This is a genomic window from Pseudomonas sp. NFX183 (assembly GCF_047943075.1).
In the GTDB taxonomy this organism is placed as follows: Bacteria; Pseudomonadota; Gammaproteobacteria; order Pseudomonadales; family Pseudomonadaceae; genus Aquipseudomonas.
Window position 1 is genome coordinate 4301404 of record NZ_CP181333.1, and the last position, 21980, is coordinate 4323383.

General features: G+C 59.0%; 20 protein-coding genes and 2 pseudogenes. 14 read left to right on the top strand and 8 right to left on the bottom strand.

Annotated elements, in window-relative coordinates:
• Positions 1-90: 90 nt before the first annotated feature.
• A complete protein-coding gene (locus tag ACM530_RS20100; RefSeq protein ID WP_416362972.1) occupies positions 91-1329 on the bottom strand; it encodes an acyl-CoA dehydrogenase family protein in 1239 nt (412 codons plus the stop codon).
• A 273-nt stretch (positions 1330-1602) separates the two neighbouring features.
• On the opposite strand from ACM530_RS20100, the gene ACM530_RS20105 reads away from it, so the two are divergent.
• The 3 genes from ACM530_RS20105 to ACM530_RS20115 all read left to right on the top strand — a co-directional run bounded on the left by ACM530_RS20105 (position 1603) and on the right by ACM530_RS20115 (position 3349).
• Complete coding sequence (locus ACM530_RS20105; RefSeq protein WP_416362973.1) at positions 1603-2526, top strand: ABC transporter substrate-binding protein; 924 nt, start codon at positions 1603-1605, stop codon at positions 2524-2526.
• 138 nt (positions 2527-2664) lie between these two features.
• Positions 2665-2967 carry a type II toxin-antitoxin system RelE/ParE family toxin gene (locus ACM530_RS20110; protein ID WP_242195319.1) on the top strand — a complete coding sequence of 101 codons (303 nt, stop codon included), beginning with the start codon at positions 2665-2667 and terminating at the stop codon, positions 2965-2967.
• 1 nt (position 2968) lies between these two features.
• Positions 2969-3349 carry an addiction module antidote protein gene (locus tag ACM530_RS20115; RefSeq protein WP_242195316.1) on the top strand — a complete coding sequence of 127 codons (381 nt, stop codon included), beginning with the start codon at positions 2969-2971 and terminating at the stop codon, positions 3347-3349.
• Positions 3350-3390: 41 nt separating this feature from the next.
• On the opposite strand, the gene gudD is transcribed toward ACM530_RS20115, so the two are convergent.
• Both gudD and ACM530_RS20125 read right to left on the bottom strand, forming a co-directional pair.
• Complete coding sequence (gudD, locus tag ACM530_RS20120; protein ID WP_145158609.1) at positions 3391-4716, bottom strand: glucarate dehydratase; 1326 nt, start codon at positions 4714-4716, stop codon at positions 3391-3393.
• Positions 4717-4735: 19 nt separating this feature from the next.
• Positions 4736-6097 carry an MFS transporter gene (locus ACM530_RS20125; protein WP_416362974.1) on the bottom strand — a complete coding sequence of 454 codons (1362 nt, stop codon included), beginning with the start codon at positions 6095-6097 and terminating at the stop codon, positions 4736-4738.
• A 348-nt stretch (positions 6098-6445) separates the two neighbouring features.
• Between ACM530_RS20125 and ACM530_RS20130 the strand changes: the two genes are divergently transcribed.
• From ACM530_RS20130 to ACM530_RS20165, 8 genes are all read left to right on the top strand, one after another.
• Positions 6446-7156 carry a FadR/GntR family transcriptional regulator gene (locus ACM530_RS20130; RefSeq protein WP_242195306.1) on the top strand — a complete coding sequence of 237 codons (711 nt, stop codon included), beginning with the start codon at positions 6446-6448 and terminating at the stop codon, positions 7154-7156.
• A 24-nt stretch (positions 7157-7180) separates the two neighbouring features.
• On the top strand, positions 7181-7876 hold the full coding sequence (locus ACM530_RS20135; protein ID WP_416362975.1) for a tRNA (adenine(22)-N(1))-methyltransferase: 696 nt from the start codon (positions 7181-7183) through the stop codon (positions 7874-7876).
• A 101-nt stretch (positions 7877-7977) separates the two neighbouring features.
• On the top strand, positions 7978-9201 hold the full coding sequence (locus ACM530_RS20140) for a DUF1444 family protein (protein WP_416362976.1): 1224 nt from the start codon (positions 7978-7980) through the stop codon (positions 9199-9201).
• 265 nt (positions 9202-9466) lie between these two features.
• Positions 9467-10039 carry an ATP phosphoribosyltransferase regulatory subunit gene (locus tag ACM530_RS20145; RefSeq protein ID WP_416362977.1) on the top strand — a complete coding sequence of 191 codons (573 nt, stop codon included), beginning with the start codon at positions 9467-9469 and terminating at the stop codon, positions 10037-10039.
• A gap of 93 nt (positions 10040-10132) precedes the next feature.
• The gene (locus ACM530_RS20150) at positions 10133-10423 is read left to right on the top strand and encodes a DUF3144 domain-containing protein (RefSeq protein ID WP_119742530.1); all 291 of its coding nucleotides are present in this window, start codon (positions 10133-10135) and stop codon (positions 10421-10423) included.
• Between the two features lie 347 nt (positions 10424-10770).
• Positions 10771-12831: a methyl-accepting chemotaxis protein gene (locus tag ACM530_RS20155; RefSeq protein ID WP_416362978.1), complete on the top strand. Its 2061-nt coding sequence runs from the start codon at positions 10771-10773 to the stop codon at positions 12829-12831.
• A gap of 384 nt (positions 12832-13215) precedes the next feature.
• Positions 13216-14955, top strand: coding sequence for an OPT family oligopeptide transporter (locus ACM530_RS20160; protein WP_416362979.1), 1740 nt, complete (start codon positions 13216-13218; stop codon positions 14953-14955).
• A 68-nt stretch (positions 14956-15023) separates the two neighbouring features.
• Positions 15024-15650, top strand: a complete 627-nt coding sequence (locus ACM530_RS20165) for a glutathione S-transferase family protein (RefSeq protein WP_200624961.1) — start codon at positions 15024-15026, stop codon at positions 15648-15650.
• A 258-nt stretch (positions 15651-15908) separates the two neighbouring features.
• Here the strand turns inward: ACM530_RS20165 and ACM530_RS20170 are convergent.
• Positions 15909-16040: pseudogene (locus tag ACM530_RS20170) on the bottom strand (N-methyl-L-tryptophan oxidase); the annotation flags it as partial.
• On the opposite strand from ACM530_RS20170, the pseudogene ACM530_RS20175 reads away from it, so the two are divergent.
• A pseudogene (locus ACM530_RS20175) lies at positions 16023-16172 on the top strand (hypothetical protein); the annotation flags it as partial. The pseudogenes ACM530_RS20170 and ACM530_RS20175 overlap by 18 nt on opposite strands.
• Positions 16173-16512: 340 nt before the next feature.
• On the opposite strand, the gene ACM530_RS20180 reads toward ACM530_RS20175, so the two are convergent.
• The 4 genes from ACM530_RS20180 to ACM530_RS20195 all read right to left on the bottom strand — a co-directional run bounded on the left by ACM530_RS20180 (position 16513) and on the right by ACM530_RS20195 (position 18524).
• Entirely contained in the window at positions 16513-16863 is a 351-nt protein-coding gene (locus ACM530_RS20180) for a hypothetical protein (protein WP_145158591.1), read from the bottom strand.
• Positions 16864-16955: 92 nt separating this feature from the next.
• Positions 16956-17366 (bottom strand): hypothetical protein, encoded by a 411-nt coding sequence (locus ACM530_RS20185; RefSeq protein ID WP_416362980.1) that lies wholly within the window; start codon positions 17364-17366, stop codon positions 16956-16958.
• A gap of 9 nt (positions 17367-17375) precedes the next feature.
• Positions 17376-18002, bottom strand: coding sequence for a LysE family translocator (locus ACM530_RS20190; RefSeq protein WP_416365107.1), 627 nt, complete (start codon positions 18000-18002; stop codon positions 17376-17378).
• 66 nt (positions 18003-18068) lie between these two features.
• The gene (locus tag ACM530_RS20195; protein WP_416362981.1) at positions 18069-18524 is read right to left on the bottom strand and encodes a VOC family protein; all 456 of its coding nucleotides are present in this window, start codon (positions 18522-18524) and stop codon (positions 18069-18071) included.
• Positions 18525-18649: 125 nt separating this feature from the next.
• Between ACM530_RS20195 and ACM530_RS20200 the strand changes: the two genes are divergently transcribed.
• Positions 18650-19390: a BPL-N domain-containing protein gene (locus tag ACM530_RS20200; RefSeq protein WP_416362982.1), complete on the top strand. Its 741-nt coding sequence runs from the start codon at positions 18650-18652 to the stop codon at positions 19388-19390.
• 495 nt (positions 19391-19885) lie between these two features.
• A complete protein-coding gene (locus ACM530_RS20205; RefSeq protein WP_416362983.1) occupies positions 19886-21853 on the top strand; it encodes an NACHT domain-containing protein in 1968 nt (655 codons plus the stop codon).
• Positions 21854-21980: the final 127 nt, after the last annotated feature.

Genomic DNA, 21980 nt, shown 5'->3' on the forward strand with positions numbered 1-21980 from the left:
CCGCGATGCAGGCGCCCCCGTTCTTGCCGTTAAACCGAGGTGATGCCATCGCAGGCAAGCCAGCTCCCACATTTGCTCTGTGTTGTTTGATCAGGCTTTGGCCACCCCCACGCGCCACTGCGCCGGCGGCAGCAAGCCATTCACCAGGTAATTGCCCACAATCCGCGACTTGTACACGCGCGGGTTATGGTTCGCCAGCGTGCGCGCATTGCGCCACAGCCGGTCCAGCGCTTTGTTGCTGGCCGTGGCGCTGGCGCCCAGCCCGTCAAACAGTGCGGTGGTCGCCGCAAGTGTTGCGTCCACTACCGGGTTGACTGCCAGGCACACTTCCAGCTCCGCCAATGCCACGTGTGGGTCATCGTCGTGCAGCACTTGCTTGTGGGCGATCACAGACTGCGCTGTCTGCTCCAGGCGCTGCGCCGCTTGCTGGGTGATGGCGTGCGCGGCGTAGGCCTGGCTGGCGACTTCGCCGATGACTTGCAGCAACTGCACGTCTTGCGCTGCGGTGTCGGCGTTGCCAGTGGTGAAGGTCCTGGCGCGCTGGCTGAGTTCTTGTGCACCGCTCAGCGCCGCACGGCGAGCAATGCCGGCGAGGGTGCTGAGGTGGTAGATCTGGTAGAACGACTGGCCGTAGCCGAAGCGTTGGTGGGTAGGGCGCAGGTCGTCCTCCACCGGGGCATTCTCGAAGATACAGGTGCCGCTGGCGGTGAGGCGTTGGCCGAAACCATTCCAGTCATCGACGATGTGCACGCCGGGGGCCTTGAGGTCGACGACGACGGAATACACCGTGCCGTCCTCACCCGTGGCGACGGTGTTGATCAGGTCGCTGTAGAGCGCGCCGGTGGTGTAGAACTTTCTGCCGCTGATGCGCAGGGTGCCGTCGGCATCGCGGTGCAGACGGGTTTCGAAGTCGCCTCGGGTCTGGTTGCCGACTTCGGTGCTGCCGGGAGAGAGCAGCGCGCCCTGGCCGAGCCGGTCCAGCCATTTGGCGCGCCAGTCGAGGTCTTTGGCACAGAGGACGTCCTCGCAAAAACCAAAATGCCCGCGCAGGGCCTGGGTGATGTTGGAGTCGGCGGCGGACAGTTCGGTGAGCAACGCAAGCAGTTCGGCAAAGGTCGCGCCCTGGCCACCGTGGCTCACGGGCAAGCGCCAGCGGGGCAGTCCCAGTTCGTTGAGTTGGCGGATAACAATCGCCAGGCTGGCGCGTGTCTGATCGGCCTCTGCGGCTTGCGCAAGGATCTGCGCAAAGAGCGGGCGAAACGGTGCAGCCAGTTGTTCGTAACGGGAGGAGGGCGCAGCGCCCCAAATATTCAACGCAGAAATCGACATGCAATGGACCTTGCAGAAAGTGGCTCAGGTGCTGGGGTCCAGTGGTCTGGTGCCGTCACCCTAACCCACGGTTCGCAAAGTTTTTAATACGAAAAATAGCTATCAAGCTGTGCGGCGGTTCTATCGATAGTGCGCAACAGTATTAAACCCCGTGATTTTATTGCGTTAGCTTCTACGGGCGCTGTACTTGGCGACCTTCCAATCCCTTTTCTCATCACCAGACTGCACGCCCACAGATGGTTGAGTCAGCCCTCACGTGTGTGGAGTGCGTTCATGATCAATCGTCGACACTTGCTTGCCCTGCTCGGCCTGGCCGTTCTTACGCTGCACGGTCCCTCTGTCGAGGCGGCAGAGCCCCTGACGCTCACCGTGGGCGATCAGTTTTTCTCCAACCGCATTGTTCTGGAGTTGTCAGGCGAGTTGAAGGACTTGCCCTACAAGATCGACTTCAAGCGCTTCAATACCGGCTCCCCTGTGGCCTCGGCGGTTGCCAGCGGCGCGCTGGACGTGGGGATTGTCGGTGACACGCCGGTGATCAGCCTGGCGGCCAATGGCGCGCCGGTGAAAGTGGTCGCCAGCACCCAGACCAGCCTTGACGGCGTCGGCATCGTGGCGCGCAAAGGCATCCAGTCGGTGGCCGATCTGAAAGGCAAAACCATCGCAATTTGGAACGGTTCGTGGAGCCAGCAACTGGCCTACAAAGCCCTTGACGAAGCCGGCGTGCCGCGCAACAGCGTGACTTTCAAATACCTGCTGCCGGCCGAGGCCAGTCTGGCGTTGACCCAAGGCGACATCGACGCGTTCGGCACCTGGGAACCCTACGTGTCGCTGCAGGAGAAAGAGGGCAGCAGCCTGATCCGCAACGCCAAGGGCTTGATGAGCGCGCCGACCTACATCGTTGCGTATGAGCCGGCGCTGGCGCAGAAAGGCGCAATCATCAAAGACTTTGTCGCACGCCTTACCCGCGCTCGTGTGTGGAGCAACAGCCATGTCGACGAGTACGCCGAGGCTTGGTCGAAAGCCAACCAGTCTGCGCCGCAGATCGCCAAGGTGTGGTTCAAGCGTGACGCAATCAAGGTGCTGCCGATTTCGCCGACGATAGTCAGCGAGGCGCAGGCCACGGCGGATTTCCTGGTGGATGCGCAGATGCTGAAGCAGCGCTATGACGTGACGCCGCTGTTCGATCGGGCGCTTTAAACGTAAAGGACATAAGCGCTAACAGTATCGACAGTCTGATTATGCGTGGGCTGAGCTAGGTTTTTTGTTCCGGATCGCGCCGGAACAAAAAATTAACTAGCATCGGCAAGGAGTAGCCAGTAGGCTACATGTGAATCTGTGACTAACTTGATCGGCAGGACGCCGGAGTTCGATACATGGCTCGACGGTATGAAGGATATCTGGGGGAAAACGGCTGTTCTGACGCGCTTGGACCGCGCCGAAGACAACAATTTTGGCGACTGCGAGCCAGTCGGCGAAGGCCTGAGTGAAATGCGTGTTTTCGTCGGGCCTGGTTACAGGATTTATTTTGTAAGGACGGGGATCACCGCTTACCTGATGTTATGGGGCAGCGATAAAACCGATCAGAAGCGGGGAATCAAACGGGCAAAAGAGATACTCGATGCCCTGAGAGGTCAATGAAATGAGTGAATCGAAATTCAAACCCGAGGACATGCCGATCCTCGATCTTGATACCTCCGGCACCCAGGTTTATGAGGCGTCGCGCTTTCTCGACAGCCCGCAAGTTATCAGTGCTTATCTGGCGCAAAGCATGAAGTCGCAAGACCCGCAGGTGTTTATGAAGGCGCTTGCCGAGGTTGCCAAAGCCCAGGGCGTGAACAAGGTGGCTGAGGCGGCCGGGGTCAACCGCGAGAGTTTGTATAAAACCCTGAAGGGCGGCTCGAAGACCCGCTATGAGACGATCCACAAGCTGATGCTGGCGTTAGGCGTTGAGCTGACTGTGCAGCCGATTGCGCTCAATCAGGCGACAAGCGCTAAGCCAGTGGTCGCCGGTAAACCATGATGGCTTAACGGCGCCCACATTGACCGACTTTGCGCTGAGGCTCAGCGCACCAGGCACGGCTGCTTGTTATTGAAGCGCCAGCCCGGAATCAAGAACTGCATCGCCACGCTGTCATCTCGCGCCCCAAGGCCCATGCCTTTGTACAGCTCGTGGGCCTTGGCCACTGCATCCATGTCGATCTCCACGCCCAAGCCAGGCTGGGTGGGCACTTTGACGTAGCCGCCTTCGATTTTCAGTGGCGCCTTGGTCAGGTGCTGGCCGTCCTGCCAGATCCAGTGGGTGTCGATGGCGGTGATGTCTCCCGGTGCGGCGGCGGCCACTTGGGTAAACATCGCCAGGGAAATATCGAAGTGGTTGTTGGAATGCGAACCCCAGGTCAGGCCCCATTCATTGCACATCTGCGCCACGCGCACCGAGCCTTGCATCGTCCAGAAGTGCGGGTCGGCCAGCGGGATGTCAACTGATTGCAGCTGGATCGCGTGGCCCATTTCGCGCCAGTCGGTGGCGATCATGTTGGTCGCGGTTTTAAGCCCGGTGGCACGGCGGAATTCAGCCATGACTTCGCGACCCGAGTAGCCGTTTTCTGCGCCGCAGGGGTCTTCGGCGTAGGCGAGCACGTGGTGTTGGTCGCGGCACAGGCGGATGGCTTCTTTGAGTGACCACGCGCCGTTGGGGTCAAGGGTGATGCGCGCATCGGGAAAGCGTTCGGCCAGGGCGGTGACGGCTTCGATTTCTTCATCGCCACTCAGGACGCCGCCTTTGAGCTTGAAGTCGTTGAAACCGTATTTGGCCTTGGCGGCTTCGGCCAGGCGCACCACCGACTCGGCGGTCATGGCTTGCTCATGACGCAGGCGGAACCATTCATCATCGGCGTCCGCCTCGTTGCGGTAGGCCAGAGAGGTGGTCGTGCGGTCGCCGACATAAAACAGGTAGCCGAGCATTTTTACCGCATCACGTTGCTGCCCTTCACCCAGCAGCGCCGCCACCGGCACTTCCAGGAACTGGCCCAACAGGTCGAGCAGCGCTGCTTCCATGGCGGTGACGGCGTGAATGGTGATGCGCAGGTCAAAGGTCTGCAGGCCGCGGCCGGCGGCGTCGCGAGCGGCAAAGGTGCTGCGCATCTGGTTAAGGATGCGTTGGTATTGGCCAATTGGCTGGCCGACCACCAGGCTGCGCGCATCTTCAAGGGTTTCACGGATGCGCTCGCCACCGGGCACCTCGCCGACGCCCGTGTTGCCGGCGCTGTCCTTGAGAATCACGATATTGCGGGTAAAGAATGGCCCGTGGGCGCCGCTCAGATTGAGCAGCATGCTGTCGTGGCCTGCCACCGGGATGACTTGCAAATGGGTGACTACGGGAGTGTTCATGGCAATGTCCTAAGTAAGCTCAAAGAGGTTTGCTGATGGCGGCGCCGGTTGGCGCAGCGCTGGCAGAGATCAGTACGGGCGAGGGCGACGTCTTGGCGAAAAACACCAGGATCGCGGCAAGCACTGAGGTGCCGGCCAGGCCGTAGAGGCCGCCCTGGATCGAGCCGGTGGTTTGTTCCAGAAAGCCAAACGTGGTCGGGGCCACGAAACCGCCCAGGTTGCCGATGGAGTTGATCAACGCGATCACGGCCGCGGCGATGCGCACATCCAGATAGCCTTGGGGAATCGGCCAGAACAGCGACGAGGCGGACTCGAACCCGATCGCCGCGAAGCAGATCGCCACAAAGGCAAAGATTGGCCCGCCGGTGGTGGACATGAACATGCCCGCAGCGGCAATCAACAGCGCGGCGGCCACCCAGGCTTGCTGGAACTTGAACTTGCCCGACAGCGAGGCGAAGGCGTACATGGCGATGATCGAGATCAGCCACGGGATCGAGTTGAAGAACCCCACCTGTATGTCGCTCAGGTCACCCATTTTCTTGATGATGCTCGGCAGCCAGAAGGTCGCCGCGTAGATCGTCAGTTGGATACAGAAGTACAGGGCGCAGAACAGCAGAATCTGGCGGTCCTTGAGCAGTTTGCCAATGGTCGGTTTGACCGTGGTCAGCGCTTCCCGCTCACGTTGTTCCTGGTCGATGGCGCCGACCAGCGTGTCCTGTTCTTCGCGGGTCAGCCATTTGGCGTCGTGGGGTTTGGAGTCCAGCCAGAACCACACGAAGAAACCCAGCGCCACGGACGCCAGGCCTTCGATGGCGAACATCCATTGCCAGCCGTGAAAGCCGAAGCCTTCGATTTGCAACAATGCGCCCGACAAGGGGCCGGAAATCAGCGAGGCGACCGCCGAACCGCTGAGGAAGATCGCGATGGCCTTACCGCGCTCCACGCCCGGCAACCAGCGAGTGAAGTAGTAGATCACCCCAGGGAAAAACCCGGCTTCGGCCACGCCCAGCAGAAAGCGCAGGATGTAGAACTGTGTTTCGTTCTGGATGAACGCCATCAGCGTGGCAACGATGCCCCAGGTGAACATGATGCGCGTCAGCCAGATCCGCGCACCGACCTTTTGCAGCAGCATGTTGGAGGGCACTTCAAACAGCGCATAGCCAATAAAAAACAACCCGGCGCCCAGGCCATAGGCGGCCGCGCCGATGCCCAGGTCATGCTCCATGTGCGTGCGCACGAAGCCGATATTGACCCGGTCGATGTAGTTGAGGATGAACATGATCACGAACAGTGGGAGCACATGGCCCTTCACTTTGCTCACGGCGCGCGTGAGTACTGAGTCGCTGGGTGAAGCGGCAGATACATGGTTTGAATTGGTCACAATTCAAAACTCCCCTGATTTATTTTTATGCGGGTTTGTGTGTCTTGTTGATAGACATCATACAAGTGCATTTCTTTTTTTCGCAATGCGGCGTGGGGTGTATTTGTTCTTATAAGCGCAGCGTTGGAATAGGTATTTTGGTTATTTGCCCAGCTTTACTGGGTTTTTATACCGTTTCGCGTGTGTCGGGAAGGTGTAAGCGTGACCCGCTAAGCGACACTGACGCCCTTTGGGTTAAGCGCTATCAAGTTTGGTTGTCATACAAGTGCGGCATTTTTTGAATCAACTCAGCGTCGCCGCCAGGCGGGGTGTTAAGCTCCGTCCAGCCCAACCCCGTGGACCCTAGCGATGCCCATTGAAAACGGAACCCTGGTCCGTAGACGTTCCAATAACCTGGCCCAAGGCGTGGTTGATGCGCTGACCCAGCGCATACTGCTCGGCCAGCTCAAGCCCGGTGAAAAATTGCCGTCCGAATCCACCATCGTGCTTGAGCATGGGGTGAGTCGCACGGTGGTGCGCGAAGCCATTTCCAAATTGCAGGCCTCAGGTCTGGTAGAGACCCGCCACGGCATCGGCACCTTCGTACTGGAGCAACAGGCGCAACAGGGCTTGCGCCTGCATGTGGACACCGTCGCCAGCGTGCGCAATATGCTCGAGCTGCGCCTGGGCCTGGAGGTGCAAGCGGTGGCGCTGGCCGCTGTGCGCAGAAGTGACGAGCAACTCGTGCGCATGCGCGAAGCGCTGGATGACTACCAGGCTTCGCTGGCGAACAACGACAGCTGTGTGGAGGAGGACAAGCGCTTTCACCAACTGATCGCCGAGGCCACCGGCAATACCTTCTTCACTGAAATCATGCTGCACCTGGGCAATGCGATGATCCCGCGCACCCAGGTCAAGGGCGCCGAGCGCGGCGGCGCCGATTTTGCCAAGCTCGGTCAGTTGGCGAACCTGGAGCACGAAGCGATCTTCAATGCCATCAAGCGCCAGGACCCGGACGCCGCGCGCGCGGCCATGGTGCTGCACCTGACCAACAGCCGGGATCGGTTTTCGGGTGTGTAATGTCGTGCTGATAAGGAACAACCGTTGAACGAACACACATTGTCCATGCGCCTGGAGCGCGTGGCGGCAAACGTGCCGGCGGGTGCACGCCTGGCCGATATTGGCTCGGACCACGGCTACCTGCCGGTAGCCTTGATGCGTCGCGGCGTGATCGCGGCGGCGGTGGCGGGGGAAGTGGCGGCCACGCCCTTTCACGCGGCCGAACGTACGGTACGCGACAACGCTCTGCAGCAGCACATCAGCGTACGGCTGGCTGATGGTTTGGCGGCCATTGAACCGGCGGACGCAATCACCGCGATCACCCTGTGCGGCATGGGTGGCGAAACCATCCGCGACATCCTCGACAGCGGCAGGGCGCACCTGAGCGGTCAGGAACGCCTGATCCTGCAACCCAATGGCGGCGAACAACCCCTGCGCCAATGGCTGATGGACAACGGCTACCAGATCGTGCGTGAGGAGCTGCTGCGCGAGAACCGGTTTTACTACGAAATCATCGTCGCCGAACGCGCTGAGCCGCTGATCTACACGGCGCAACAGCTGTACTTCGGCCCGCTGCAAATGCAAGCGCGCAGCCCGGAGTTCCTGGGCAAGTGGCAACGCATGTTGCGTCAGAAGCACAAGACCCTGGCCAGCTTCGAGCAGGCCCGGCAGACGGTGCCCCAGCACAAGGTGCAGGAGATTGAACAGCAGGCGCGCTGGATCACCCAACTGCTGGCTTGAACTGGCAACAGTGAACAGGGTCACACATCCCAGACCGGCGCTTTACCCGGTCTCTTGCGCCGCCCATGATGGACGGCTCGCACCCATGGAGGACGCTGCGCATGTTCGGCTCTCTGCTCGACAAACTGTTCAATCGCCCGCTGACCCAAGACGCATTCGCCGAGAAAGTCATCAAGGCGGCTCGCGAAGCGGGTTTCAGCGAGCCTCTTGAGTACGTGCCCAAAGAGTTCCGCCTCAAACATGGCGACGGTAGCTACTTCAACCTGCATAACGCATTCAATGACTATCAGAACGCCGAAAAAGCGCACAAATCTGACGTATTGAAAGGGTATGTATCGACATTGCTCGGCTACAAAAAGCCAGCCCCGCCCACCTTCGAAGGCGTCAGGCCGCTGTTGCGGCCGGTGATTCGTAACCTGGCGATGCTCGAAGAAGTGCGCCTTTATCACGTACGCAATAAGGGCTGGGATGCGCCTTACACCGCCGTCCACCGGGCGCTGGGCACCGACTGCGTGACCCTGCTGGCGGTGGACTACCCCGAGACCACGTCCACCCTGACCGAGGGGCCTGATCCACAGTGGGGCGTGAGCCTGGACGAGGCGTTGGCGGTGGCGGTGAGCAATCTGCGTGAAGCGACCCAGGACGCGTTCGACGAAATTGTGCCCGGCCTCTACCTCGGCCGTTGGAATGACGGCTATGACACCAGCCGCGTGCTGCTGCCGGATGTCCTGCAGCGTGCGGCCATCAAGGGCCGTCCTGTGTTCATGATCCCGACCCGCGACATCCTGATGGTGACCGGTGACAAGGATGAAGAGGGCATTCGGCACATGGTCGAGGTCAGCTTCAAGGCCATGGAAGGCGGGCGCGCGGTGTCCAGCCAGGTCTACACCTATGACGATCAACGGATCGTGCCTTTCATCAGTCAGGATGAAGCGCTCAAGGCGCGCATGGCGAGCCTCGAACACATGCTGCTGCAGGGCAACTACCACGCGCAGAAAGAGCAGCTCGACACCCTGCACGATGAGCAGAAGATCGACGTGTTTGTCGCGACCTATGCGTTATTCGAGTTGAAGGACAGTCACGGCAAGACCTTCTCGATCTGTAGCTGGACAGAAACCGTCGACACCCTGCTGCCCAAGACCGACCGCGTGGCGCTGGTGCAGATCCAGCCCGATGGCACCGCCCAGACCCGGGTGGTCGAATGGGCTGAGCTTGAGGCCAAGGTGGGTGACCTGCTGGCGCCGGCGAGCTTGTACCCGGCACGCTATCGCACGTTGGGTTTTCCGACGCCTGCGCAATTGAGTCAGCTGACGCCGCTGGTTTAACGCCGGCTTGTCACGCCTCACCCACCTGTGCAAGGATCGCCCATGACTGAATTTTCGCTAAGCAACCGCCATCACCCCCACGGACCTTGCCCAAGGTGCCGCGGTTGCTTGCGCTCACTGATTGACCAGAACCTCTGATCACTCAATGAACCACCACCCAAGGCGCCCACGGCGCCTTTTTTATTGCTTGTAGAAAGGGAGATTCAACGGATGACAATGCTACGTGGAACCCGAATAGTGACTGGTAAAGAAGCCGCGACGATGCGTGAGATCGAGGCGCGTTTTCGGAGCTATCTTCATCGATGCGGGCGCTGAAGAGGCCATCGTGCCGGCCCTGTGGGGCCAGGACACGTTTATCGAAAAAGCCGGCGGCAGTGAAATCATCGGGCAGATGTGGGCCTTCGATGACAAGGCCGGACGTCAGTGTTGCCTGATCCCGGAAGCCACGGCGCTGTTCCAGGAACGCAACACGCAATTGCTTGGCACGCGCGAGGAGGCGATGTTTTTCTACGTGGCGCGGTGTTACCGGTATGAGCGGCCGCAAGCTGGGCGCTACCGCGAGTTCACTCAGTTGGGGCTGGAAATTCTCAGCCCTGAGCCCGCGCTGGCGTTGCAGCGCAGCCAAGCGCTGTGCTCCGGTTTTCTCGACACGCTGGGCCTTGACTATGAGCTTAACCTGGCCGTCAAACGCGGCTTGAGTTACTACCTGCAAGGCAATGGCTTCGAGGTGCGTTGCCCCGCGTTGGGTGCTCAGCAACAAGTGGTGGGCGGCGGCGCATACCGCGAAGGCGCCGGGTTCGGCATCGGGCTTGAGCGTCTGGTGCTTGCGTTGGCGTGACGTGCAAGGACGCCTCCACCCGGAGGCGTCTCCTATCCGGCCGCTGGATATGCTCCAATAGCCGCCATCATTTGCTCACCCGGGAACCCCGCCATGGCCGACACCACCGACCAAGCCTTCTACGACCGTGCCGACGCACACATCGAACTGTCGAACGAACAACTCAAAACCTGTGAAAACCTCGGCGAGGTCAGCGCCTCGATGATGTTCGGCACCACGCGCTTCAACGCCTGGGCCAGTGCACGCAACTTCAAATCCGGCGCCGAAATGGCCGAGGCGCGGGAAGCGATGCTGAAGTATTTTTGTGACCAGTACCGGATGATGCTTGAGGACAATCTGGATGATCACATCAATAATTTCAGTCAGTACATGTTGGTCAAATAGCTCGCCGGCACCGATTCAACTTGCCCTTGTACGTTGAGTTGTCTTTTCTTCAGTAGCCGTTGGATGTCCATGGCGGCTTCAGATGTCCTTGCACGCTAGGTCGGGCAGGTCAGTGCCGAGGGCATTCCAGGGCACGCCAGCCTCTCTGGAAAGCCGGGTTACCGTTCCACTCTGCGCACTGAGTGCTTTTGCCCCATTTTCGCGCATGCCACCGGGCTGTCACCTCGGCAAGCCGCCTATTTCGCGACCCGCCACCAACGGCCCGTATCTTGCTAGTACCTTCCCAATCAATGACATGGCATTTTGCTTCTAGTCATATCCAGGTTGTTTGGGGGAGTGGGTCGGCCATGCACAGTCTTTTATCACCGGGTATCCGCCTGCTTGGCCGTTTCGGTTTTGCGCGCAAGTTTCAGATTCTGTTTTTCCTGTTCATGCTGCCCCTGGCCGGTAGCCTGTGGCTGATCGGCCAGGACTATCGCGACAAATTAGCGGTGATTTCCAGCGAGCAGTCCGGCGTGCGCCAACTGCTGGCCCTGGACACCCTGGATGGCCAGTTGACCGCACAACGCAACCTGGCTGCCCGCTGGAAAGCGCTGGATATTCTGCACACCCCAACCCCCGCGGCGCAGGCGGCGATGGACAACGTCGATGCCGGCAACCCCGCCATTGTGCAAAGCCTGCAAGCCTTGGGCGATGCGCTCAAGGCCCACAACGCCAGCGCTGACACCTTGGCCCGCTTTGAGGCCTTGCAGGCGACGGTCAAGGGCATGGACACCCAATCGCTGCGCACCGTGGGCTGGTGGCCGGACGGTTATGACCGCTTCACCGCCGCCCTGACCGCGATGCAAACCTTGCGCGAGCAGATCACCCTGGAATCCGGCCTGATCCTCGACCCATGGCTGGAAACCTACTTGCTGATGCAGATTTCCACCCAGCATACGCCGGACCTGATCGAGCGTATCGGCCGCACCGCGAGCGTCGGGCAGTCCTCGATTGCCTCCGGGCAATTCACCTTGCAAAGCCGCTTGCAGATGCGCGACCTGCGCGGCCGAATCGGCGATGCACGTGACCAGTTGGTCAAGGCCGCCGCGTCGCTCAAAGCCAAGCAATACTCGGGGATGGAACCGTGGACGGCGCAATACGACACCAGCCTGCAATTGCTTGATAACGAACTCAAAGGCCTGGACGACGGCGTGTTTGGCGGCACCATCAAGCTCGACACCGCAGGCTTTGATCGCAGTGTCGACAGCATCCTCGGCGCGTTGGGCGCACTGCGCAGCCAGTCGCTGCACTCGCTGGATGAGCGTTTGAGTTATTACCGTGACCGCTCGCTCAGGGAGTTTATTCCGGTGGTGGCCACGTTCAGCCTGCTGGTCTTGGCCGCTTTGTACTTGTTCATTTGCCTGCAGGCTTCGATTCGTCGCAGTGCCAGTGGCATCACCACGCTCGCCGAGTCCCTGCGTGACGGCAATCTGTGCGTCGAAGTGGCGGTGGAAGGTCGCGATGAACTGGCGGCGATCAGCACCGCGCTCAACGTCGCCGTGGTGCAGCTGCGCACCAGCCTGCTGGGCGTCAACCACGAGACCCAGCAACTGGGCTCGGCGGTGCTCACCCTCAACGCGCAATCGGGCAGCACCCTGACCGACGTCGAAGACCAGCAACACCAGATCAGCCAGATCGCCGCCGCTGCCACGCAACTGGCGGCCACCTCGATGGGCGTCGCCAAAAGCTGCGAACAGGCTTCGGGCAGCGCCCAGCAAACCCGGCGTATCGCCGAAGACAGCAGCCGCGACAGCCAGCGCACCACGGCGAGTATCCAGCAACTCAACCAGCGCCTGACCGACACGGCCAATGCGCTGGAACAAGTCAGCCAGCAGGGCCAGCAGATTCAGTCAGTGGTCGACACCATTCGCGGCATTGCCGAACAGACCAACCTGCTCGCACTGAACGCCGCCATCGAAGCGGCCCGCGCAGGCGAGCAAGGCCGCGGGTTTGCCGTGGTGGCGGACGAGGTGCGCAGCCTGTCGCAACGCACCCAGGCTTCTACGGCGCAGATCGCCGGCACGGTGGACAGCTTGCGCGCGACGGTGAGCCAGGCGGTCACGCTGATGGGCGCCGCGTGTGACCAGGCGCTGACTGACGCCGAGTCCGTCACCGGCCTGGGCACACGCCTGGGCGAGATTGCCGGCGCGGTGCAAAACGTCACCGACACCCTGGCGCAGATCGCGGCGGCGGTGGAAGAACAGGCGACGACGGCGGATGAAGTCAGCGGCAATATCCAGCAAGTCGATCAGGCCGCAGGACGCTTGCTCGACGGCGCGCGCGCGGTCAACCAGGCGGCCGACACCTTAAGCAAAGGCAGCCGCGCCCTGAGTGAAAACACCGCGCGCTTTCGCCTGGACCGATGATGCCCCCCTGTGGCGAGCGGGCTTGCCCCGCGTTGGGCCGCGAAGCGGCCCCAAACCCAGACAACGAGGTCTATCAGAAAACCCCATCGCTCTAATCGATCCTGCTGCGCCCCCAACACAGTGCACTCTGAGCAAAAGCACCACGCGCTTTCGCCTGGCCCGATGATGCCCCCCTGTGGCGAGCGGGCTTGCCCCGCGTTGGGCCGCGAAGCGGCCCCAAACCCAGACAACGAGGTCTATCAGAAAACCCCATCGCTCTAATCGATCCTGCTGCGCCCCCAACACAGTGCACTCTGAGTAAAAGCACCACGCGTTAGATGAACCTTCAGCGCCAACAGGGCTCACTTATCAAGTCGCCCTGTTCCATTGCCGCAAGGAATCCGCATGCCTTCGACCCCGCCATCACCCGACCTGACCGCCCCCGTGGAACGCGAACTCAGCCTGCGCGCGGTGATTACCGGGGTCGTGCTGGGCATCCTGCTCACGCCCTCGAATGTGTACGCGGGGCTCAAGATCGGCTGGTCGTTCAACATGTCGATCATCGCCTTGCTGGTTGGCTACGCCATCTGGCAGGGCCTGGCCAGGCGCAGCCCCGGGCAACTGCCGTGGACACTGCACGAAAGCAACATCAATCAGACCGTTGCCTCGGCCGCCGCCTCGATTATCTCCGGCGGGCTGGTGGCACCGATCCCGGCCTACACCTTGTTGACCGGCCACACGCTGGACGCCTTGCCGATGATCGCCTGGGTGTTCTCGGTGAGCTTTCTCGGTATCTGGATTGCCTGGTACCTGCGGCCCTCGCTGCTCAATGACAACGCGTTGAAATTTCCCGAAGGCATGGCCACCCTGGAAACCCTGCTGCACATCTACAACCACGGCCGCGAAGCCGCCACGCGCTTGAAGGTGCTGCTCGGCGCCGCGGTGCTGTCCGGGCTGGTCAAATGGGTGGACACGTTTATGTGGGCCTTGCCGCGCTGGTCGCCCAGCGCGGCGTTGGAGCGCCTGACGTTTACCGCCGACCCTTCGCTGCTGTTGCTCGGCTTTGGCGGCATCATCGGTATTCGCGTGGGCCTGACCCTGCTGCTTGGCGCCTTGCTCGCCTGGGGCGGGCTGGGGCCGTGGCTGTTGGCGCAAGGCCTGGTCAGCCTGCCGGCAGATAGCAGCGGCCCGCAATTTGCCGCGCTGGTGGAGTGGTTGTTGTGGCCCGGCGTGAGCCTGATGGTGTGTTCGACGCTGGCCTCGCTGGCGATCCGCCTGTGGGGCTTGCACACGTCCACCCAAGCCGGCGGCGGCACGCCCTGGGCGATCCCCAAGGCTGGGCCTGCCGCCGGTTTTGCATTGGCGATTGTGCTGGTGGTGAGCCTGCAGGCGCTGTTGTTCGGCATCAACCTGTGGATGGCCTTGCTGACCATTCCTCTGGCGATTTGCCTGGCCGCCGTGGCGGCGCGCGTGGTCGGCGCCACCGGCATTCCGCCGATTGGCGCCATCGGGCAATTGTCCCAGCTGAGCTTCGGCATCGTTGCGCCGGGGCAAGTGCCGATCAACTTGATGAGTGCCAACACCGCCGGCGGCTCGGCCGGGCAATGCACGGACTTGATGAACGATTTCAAGGTTGGCAAGGCGATTGGCGCCACGCCGCGCAAGCAAGTAATCGCGCAAATCCTGGGGATTTTTGTGGGCAGCATCGTCGGTGTGTTTGCCTACCTGGCGTTGATCCCTGACCCGCAAAGCATGCTGCTCACCGAAGAGTGGCCGGCACCTGCGGTCGCCACCTGGAAAGCCGTGGCGCAAACCCTGACCCATGGCCTGGATTCATTGTCGGTGAGTATTCGTTGGGCGATTGGTCTGGCAGGCGCGGTCGGCGTGTTGCTGGGCATTCTCGACAGCACTTTGTCGGCCCGACGCGCCCGGTATCTGCCCAGCGCCGCGGCCTTGGGCCTGGCCTTCGTGCTGCCGGCTTCGGTGTCGCTGATGATGGCGCTCGGCGCAGTGCTGACGTGGTTGGCGAGCTGCCGCTGGCCGAGTCTCACCGAACGTTTTGCGATTACCGCGGCGGCCGGGTTGATCGCCGGGGAGAGCATCACCGGGGTCGGCGCGTCGTTGTGGGCGATGGTTGCGAATTAATCCATGGCACTCCACCGCGACAGCGTAGTCTCTTACCTGGATACCCACTCTCGTTCAGCGGAGCCCTTATGATCACTGTCCACCACCTCAACAACTCGCGTTCGCAACGCATTCTGTGGCTGCTCGAAGAACTCGGCCTGCCTTACCAGATCAAGCGCTACCAGCGCGACCCGAAAACCAACCTTGCCCCGCCCGAACTCAAGGCCATCAACCCGTTGGGCAAATCCCCGGTGATCGAAGACGGCGACCTTGTGCTGATCGAATCCGCCGCGATCATCGACTACCTGATCCGCCGTCATGGTCAGGGCCGCCTGCAGCCCGATCCGGCCACGGCCACCTACGACAAATACGTGCAATGGCTGCACTTCGCCGAAGGCTCGGCGATGCTGCCGCTGATGCTCAACCTCTACGTCGGCCGCCTGGGTGAAGCGGGCGCGCCGTTGCATCCGCGCATCGAGTCGGAGTTGGCCAACTACCTGGGCTACCTGAACGACGTGCTGGCGGACACGCCATACCTGGTGGGTGACGAGCTGAGCGGCGCGGATATCCAGATGAGCTTCATCGGCGAAATCGCCAAGGCCCAAGGCAAGTTGCAGGCCTACCCGAACCTGGCCGCGTGGGTGCAACGCTTCCAGGCGCGCCCGGCGTACCGCAAGGCAGTGGAGCAGGGCGGCGAGTACGCCTTCGCCAAATAAAAGGCTCAGCAGGCACGCGTAACCCTCGTGGCGAGCGGGCTCGGTGTGGCAAGCGGGCCTGATGTGGCGAGCGGGCTTGCCCCGCGTTGGGCTGCGAAGCAGCCCTAAACCAGCCGCCGGAGTAACGTCTGGCGCACTGCGCTCTGCTCTATTGGGGCTGCTGCGCAGCCCAACGCGGGGCAAGCCCGCTCGCCACAAAAAGCCCGCGCGTCACAAAGCCTTAGCCCCTACAGACCACCGAGAGCTGTGTGCGGCTTCTCAGCTGTTCGCAAAGCGCTTCAACGAAAACGACGACAAATCCAGGTCACTCGAACCCCGGATGCACCACTGCGCAAACCCTTCACCCAGCGCCGCCGAGTGCTTGAAGCCATGTTGCTGATCAGCCATGACCTGGCCGTGGTACGCGCGTTGGCGCACGACTTGATGGTGGAGGCGGGGAGTACCGAGCAGCTGTTTGAGACACCGCAGCATGCCTATACACGAGATTTGCTGGTGACCTCGTCATTGCGGCCACTGGAATGATCAGCGCCCACGCAGCATTGGCGGGCAACAACGATCAACTGTGGGAGCTGGCTTGCCTGCGATGACGGCGTGTCAGCGTAAGCCTATGCCACTGATCCACCGCTACCGCAGCACAGAGTGCGCTGTTGTGGCGAGCAGGCTTGCCCTGCGTTGGGCTGCGAAGCAGCCCCAAACCCAGACGCTGAGTTCTTTCAGGAAAATGGCAGTGCCTTTACTGGGGCCGCTTCGCAGCCCAACGCAGGGCAAGCCTGCTCGCCACTGGGAGAAATTGGTTGCCTTCAGAAGTTGTGTAGATATCTATGGCGATTGCAGGCAAGCCAGCTCCCACATTAGAGCTGCGTCAGGCCAGTCGCACCCGCCAATCACCGCCATGCTGGAGGTTGCAGGCTTCTTCAGAATCAAAGCGTACACAGCGCTCGATTTTCACCGAGGCCACCTCGGCGTCTTCCAACGCAGCAGCCGTCAGTTCGCGCATACGTTGGTCCGCCCCGTTTGCCAGGGCCAGATCCTTGTTGGCCCGCGTATCGAACACCCAAATCACCCGCAGGCTTTGCGGGAACGCAGCGTAATCAACCGTGTGAGTCAGCCACTCGAAGCCCGGGATTTCAGCCTTGGCGGTTTCGCAGGCTTCGGTCAGCGTGGCGACCAGGCGGCGTTCGAGGCGGGCGGTGTCGCGTTTGGTTGGGGGCATCAAAGGTCCTGAGATTCAAAAAAAGTCATCACATCATCCGGCCCGTATTCACGGGTTAGCCAGTTGTTCCCATCGGTTCGAAGTGAAACGCCTTAGACCTGAATGTCACACCACGCCTCAACGGCATGCAGCCGCAAGGTCAGACCCGATGCGAAGCACACGACCACGTGATGATCGGCCGGGAAGGTGTCGCAGAGGTAGAACGTTTCTGTCTCGGCGTCGGCCGCCACAATGCCGATGGCGTGAAGCACCGTGTCATCCTCAATCGGGCTGTCATGGCGCCCTTCGGCCGAGAAATAACTCACGCCATGGAAGGTGACGGTGATCTCCCGTGGCTCTTCGGGCGGCACCCAGTCCTCGGTCCGTCGTGTAAACCTGAGCGACAGCGTGCGCTCAGGCAGCGCGTAATGGATGTCGCTGGCGACATAGAAATTGTGCAGGTCACAGGCGCGTCCTTCGACCTCAACCTCTATATGCCCGAGTACAAAACCGTGAAATTTCATCGCGCCTGCCTATCGCTGCTGAAACGCCACTTTCAACCCCAGCCCCATAAACAGCGTGCCGATGATTTTGCCTTCCCAGCGACGCAACTTTGACAGCCCCTTGAACCCGCGACTCAACGGGCGAATCGAGATCGCCAGCAAGCTCGTGTAAATCGCGCTCAGCACCGAAAAAATCAAACCCAGCACCGCAAACTGCACCAGCGACGAGCCGGATTCGGGATGAACAAACTGCGGCAAAAAGGCCAGAAAAAAGATCGCGGTTTTCGGGTTCAACACCTCGGCCCCGATCGCCTGGAAAAACGCCTGACGCGGCGTCACCGCTGGTAACTCAAGGCGCGCGTGCGTGCTGGTTTTGGCCATGAAGGCCCGCACGCCCAGGTAGATCAGATACGCCGCACCGGACCACTTCACCGCGTTGAACGCCGCCGCCGAGGTCATCAAAATCGCTGACAGGCCCAGTGCCGCGCACAGTGTGTGAATCAAATCGCCGCAAGCCACCCCCAGCCCGGTGGCGATGCCCACCTTGCGCCCGCCTTGAATCGTACGCGTGAGCACCAACAGCACCGAAGGGCCGGGGATCAGGAAAAGACCGATCACCACGGCGACGTAGGTGACGAGGGAGGCGAGTTCAAACATGGCGGCGATCTCTGAGTCAGGCACGGCCTACAGTAATCCTCATGTAAAGGGGTAATGCAACGCCGCTCAAGCAAACGCCGCCAGCATAAAGGCCTGCAAGCCTTTTTCTTCCAGAATCTCGATGGAGAAATGCCCAAAGCGCTTGGGCAACCAAATGATGCGCGTGCCGGATGGCGACTGCAGATCCTCCAGGGCCAATGGCCGGCCGTTCTCATCCTCCGGTTGCACGCCCTTGGCGACCAACTCGGCATAGGCCACCTCGATGTCCGGCGTGGTGTAGCAGTGCCGGTAAATCATCCCTTCGCCGTATGCGTCCAACAGCTCGCGCAAGTTACCCGCCAGCGGCTGCACCAGCATGAAACGCTCCTGGCCCATCAGCACAACCGCATACCGCACATGAAAGCCGCCGCGATTCCACACTTGAGTGGTGGAGAGGTTGGCGTTGAAAATGTTGGCGTAGTACGCGCACGCCTGTTCGAGGTCCTCGACCAATACATCGACGTGGCTGAATGTCAGCTCCATTGCATGCCCTCTGGCGGATGTGGGTTCAGGCGACACTAGCCGATTTACAACTGTTTACGTATTCAAAAAAACCTTCGATATAGGCTTTGAACAGCCCCGACCCACTGTTCGCTGAGCCTGCCGCCATGAAACTGTCTGCTATCGCCGTCGCGTTTTTTGCACTCGCCACCTTGCAATCGCCATGGGCGCAAGGCGCGACGCCCATCACCCATGTCGCCATCTACCGTGGCCCGGCGGGGTGTGACGACTGTTCCGAGAACGTCAAAAACGCCTTGCTGCGGCTCAGCCCGAACTACCAGATCGACTTTGTCGGCGCGGACGAAGCCATCGACATCACCCCGCAAAACCTCGCGCGCTACGACCTCTATGTTCAGCCGGGCGGCGGACAGGATATTACCGCCGCGCTCGACAGCTTCGGTGATGCGCGCGTGGACGCCATTCGTGAATACGTGGCCAACGGCGGGCGCTACCTGGGGTTATGCATGGGCGCTTATCTGGCGGACAACAGCAACTTTGGGTTGATACCCCAGGACCTCGACTCCGAAGCCGGGCGGCCGGGGTTTGAAGTGCGCGGGATTGAAGACGCGGCGGTGCGGGTGATGTGGGATGGCATGCAGGACAGTGTGTTCTATCAGGACGGGCCGTATTTTCCCAAGGTTGATGGGCACGCGCCGTATACGGTGATTGCGACTTATCGCAATGGGGATGTGGCGGCGGCGCGGTATCAGTATGAGAAGGGCGTGGTGGTGCTGAGCGGGCCGCATCCGGAGGCGGGGAAGGCGTGGTTTGAGAATGCGGGGATTGCGGTGAGTGAGATGCCGCGGGGGGAGTTATTTGGGGTGTTGGTGGGGAGGGTGGGAAAATAACAGATGTATCTATGTTTGTTTGGTAGCGGGTTGTCGGGAAGGGCTGCTTTCGGCCAAAAGCGGCCATATCCAACTGGCCGTTTTCGACCGAAAGCTGACGGTGGGTTTAGGCAAAGATCGGCCATTAACTGCCGGCTGCTCAATGTACACGACACGCGCAGGCGCTACTTAAATCCATGCGAGTGAGTGGCGGAGCTTTGTGTTGCTGACAATCGCCGGTTCTAAGCGCTTAACCACACAGCAGGACAAACCGCTTCGCCAATTGACATTGCAACCGCACACAGGGCTAAAGACGGTATTGAGTGACCTCGATATTTAGTTTGCTAGACATACCATCTCCGGTGAGTTAGAAAGAGAAAACTGCGAAATTTTTCTTATGCTGCGTCGACTGTCTATAGGATGATTAAGTGCTTAAAATCTCCTCATGCAAAACTCTGCTCTCAATATAGATTGAAATTTAATAAATATTTTAATGGTAACTATAAGGAAATAGCGATGTCGTCAATAGAGCAAAAAATAGTTAGTGAAGCAGCAAGGCCGGGGATGGAGCTAATAAACGCAGCGTTATCTCCGACTGTTGAGAGGGTCAGGGCGTGGGCTGCAGAAAAGAATCTGAAAGGAAAACTTAATGCCGACGCGCTCGCTTCTACAATGGAGCGCTACCTAATAAAGCTGTCGGAGCGTGTGGGAGAGATAACTTCTATAACGTTTCCTCAGTTAAAGCTGGATATATATGAAGCGTACGAACCTCTTTATATGGTGCGAAATACCCACTTCGACACGGCTGGCAACTTAATTACCGCAGACGAGCTCGTGTCTTCTCCGGTGAGGCCCACTATCATCGTTGATGGCGCAGGAATGGGGAAGAGTACCTTTTCAAAATTTATCGTTGCAAAACTGCTATTCAAATCAGGCCGAATTCCAATACTTTTCGATCTTAGAAAAGTAGATTCGCAGCTAAATTTCACAGATAACATCGTGACAGAGCTTGATTTTCCTGACGAAAAATTTGACCGTAAGTTGTTCTATAGACTTTTGAAATTAGGTAAGTTTTTCGTAATACTCGACGGTTTCGACGAGGTCTCGATTGCTCACCAGCATGTGCTTGCAAATCAACTTCGCGAGATGTCATTGAAAGGCGGGAATAACGCGATTATTATTACCACGCGCCCACAAGAAATAGTCCCTGATTTGATCAATGCAACCTCCTTGAAGTTTGCTCCTTTCACCCAGGAGCAAGCATTGTCCTTACTAAGAAGATACGACAAGATATCCGGATTAGATGTCGGGGAAAGGCTCAGTCGAGATATAGCTAGCATTCCCTCTAAGTTTATCGAAAGCCCCCTTTTAGTATCGTTGCTGTATAGGACTTACGGAGTAAACAATTCAATCGCAGATAAGGTATCGACATTTTACGATGAGATATACCACGCCCTGTACAAAGGACACGATTTAATTAATAAAAACGGATACGCGCGGGAGAAAAAATCAGGGCTTGGATTTGAGGATTTCAGAAAGCTGCTTCGGGCCCTCTGTCATTATATGATGCTTAGAACGAAGACCTCATTTGAGAGCCTTAGCGAGGCTGACAGCTTCATCAATGACGCGTCCAAGATCAGTTTGGCAATACCTACTTCAACATCAAGTTTCTTAGATGATCTCTTTGTCGCCGTCCCTCTTATGCAACGAGATGGTACAGAATATAAATTCTTCCACAAAACACTGTTAGAGTACTTCGCTGCAGAGTACATAATATTCAATGAGTCCAGTCGGCGCTTACTTAAAAAAATTTTTGAAAGTCCATTGGCTTCATCTTTTGCTAAGGTTTTCGAGTTTTTAAATGATATGAATCCATTGCTTTTTGAGTCCGTTATCACTCAAAAATTTGCACTCGAGGCGAAAGCCCTGACTGTCAGTAAAAACGAACAAGTCAATGCAATTAGCACCTGCCAATTTTTTAATAAATTTAAAATCGGACTTTGGGCTATCGAAGAGAATTCGGAGCCATTCGAAGATGAAGACGGCAATCCAATTTTTATCCTTTCAAGTGATGTACATTCAAGCAGCGAACTGGATTATAGCTGCTGGAGAGAGGGGACGCTTAATGGTACTCCATTTTATCTTGCTATATCATATCAAGACAAACATGAAAATCTCCACAAGTCGGCTTGGGAAGCTATAACTTCAGAATACACCGCGAACCTCAACAATTACAGGACGCAATATATCTTTGATGGACTGGAAAAAATAATACCAGTAGAAAAGTGGGTCCGCCCCAACGCCAAAGTTATTAAAGAGCTATACTCAGAAAATATCGCTATCAAAGATATATTCTTTGCAGTCTTGGAGGATCCCGACATAACAGCAGGGGTTCGCGTATTGGACTTTGGGAAAGTTGATACACTTCTTGCGAGAATAAAATCAAGATCCAGTCTGGACATTGATATGAAAGACTTTCTTTAATCAAAGATTTATCATTCAAAAGCCTTTAGAATTCAGTCTTAAAGGCTTCAATTAAGCATTAACTCGCGACCCTGGGGGAATCGAACGCCACCGGCGTTCGGCTGCGAAGTAGCCCGAGCTAAAGATG

What these genes read in the sequence shown, in the direction of transcription:
- ACM530_RS20100 (WP_416362972.1), bottom strand. Translation starts at nt 1,329, where the DNA reads ATGTCGATTTCTGCGTTGAATATTTGGGGCGCTGCGCCCTCCTCCCGT.
- ACM530_RS20105 (WP_416362973.1), top strand. Translation starts at nt 1,603, where the DNA reads ATGATCAATCGTCGACACTTGCTTGCCCTGCTCGGCCTGGCCGTTCTT.
- ACM530_RS20115 (WP_242195316.1), top strand. Translation starts at nt 2,969, where the DNA reads ATGAGTGAATCGAAATTCAAACCCGAGGACATGCCGATCCTCGATCTT.
- gudD (WP_145158609.1), bottom strand. Translation starts at nt 4,716, where the DNA reads ATGAACACTCCCGTAGTCACCCATTTGCAAGTCATCCCGGTGGCAGGC.
- ACM530_RS20130 (WP_242195306.1), top strand. Translation starts at nt 6,446, where the DNA reads ATGCCCATTGAAAACGGAACCCTGGTCCGTAGACGTTCCAATAACCTG.
- ACM530_RS20140 (WP_416362976.1), top strand. Translation starts at nt 7,978, where the DNA reads ATGTTCGGCTCTCTGCTCGACAAACTGTTCAATCGCCCGCTGACCCAA.
- ACM530_RS20150 (WP_119742530.1), top strand. Translation starts at nt 10,133, where the DNA reads ATGGCCGACACCACCGACCAAGCCTTCTACGACCGTGCCGACGCACAC.
- ACM530_RS20155 (WP_416362978.1), top strand. Translation starts at nt 10,771, where the DNA reads ATGCACAGTCTTTTATCACCGGGTATCCGCCTGCTTGGCCGTTTCGGT.
- ACM530_RS20160 (WP_416362979.1), top strand. Translation starts at nt 13,216, where the DNA reads ATGCCTTCGACCCCGCCATCACCCGACCTGACCGCCCCCGTGGAACGC.
- ACM530_RS20165 (WP_200624961.1), top strand. Translation starts at nt 15,024, where the DNA reads ATGATCACTGTCCACCACCTCAACAACTCGCGTTCGCAACGCATTCTG.
- ACM530_RS20180 (WP_145158591.1), bottom strand. Translation starts at nt 16,863, where the DNA reads ATGCCCCCAACCAAACGCGACACCGCCCGCCTCGAACGCCGCCTGGTC.
- ACM530_RS20185 (WP_416362980.1), bottom strand. Translation starts at nt 17,366, where the DNA reads ATGAAATTTCACGGTTTTGTACTCGGGCATATAGAGGTTGAGGTCGAA.
- ACM530_RS20190 (WP_416365107.1), bottom strand. Translation starts at nt 18,002, where the DNA reads ATGTTTGAACTCGCCTCCCTCGTCACCTACGTCGCCGTGGTGATCGGT.
- ACM530_RS20195 (WP_416362981.1), bottom strand. Translation starts at nt 18,524, where the DNA reads ATGGAGCTGACATTCAGCCACGTCGATGTATTGGTCGAGGACCTCGAA.
- ACM530_RS20200 (WP_416362982.1), top strand. Translation starts at nt 18,650, where the DNA reads ATGAAACTGTCTGCTATCGCCGTCGCGTTTTTTGCACTCGCCACCTTG.
- ACM530_RS20205 (WP_416362983.1), top strand. Translation starts at nt 19,886, where the DNA reads ATGTCGTCAATAGAGCAAAAAATAGTTAGTGAAGCAGCAAGGCCGGGG.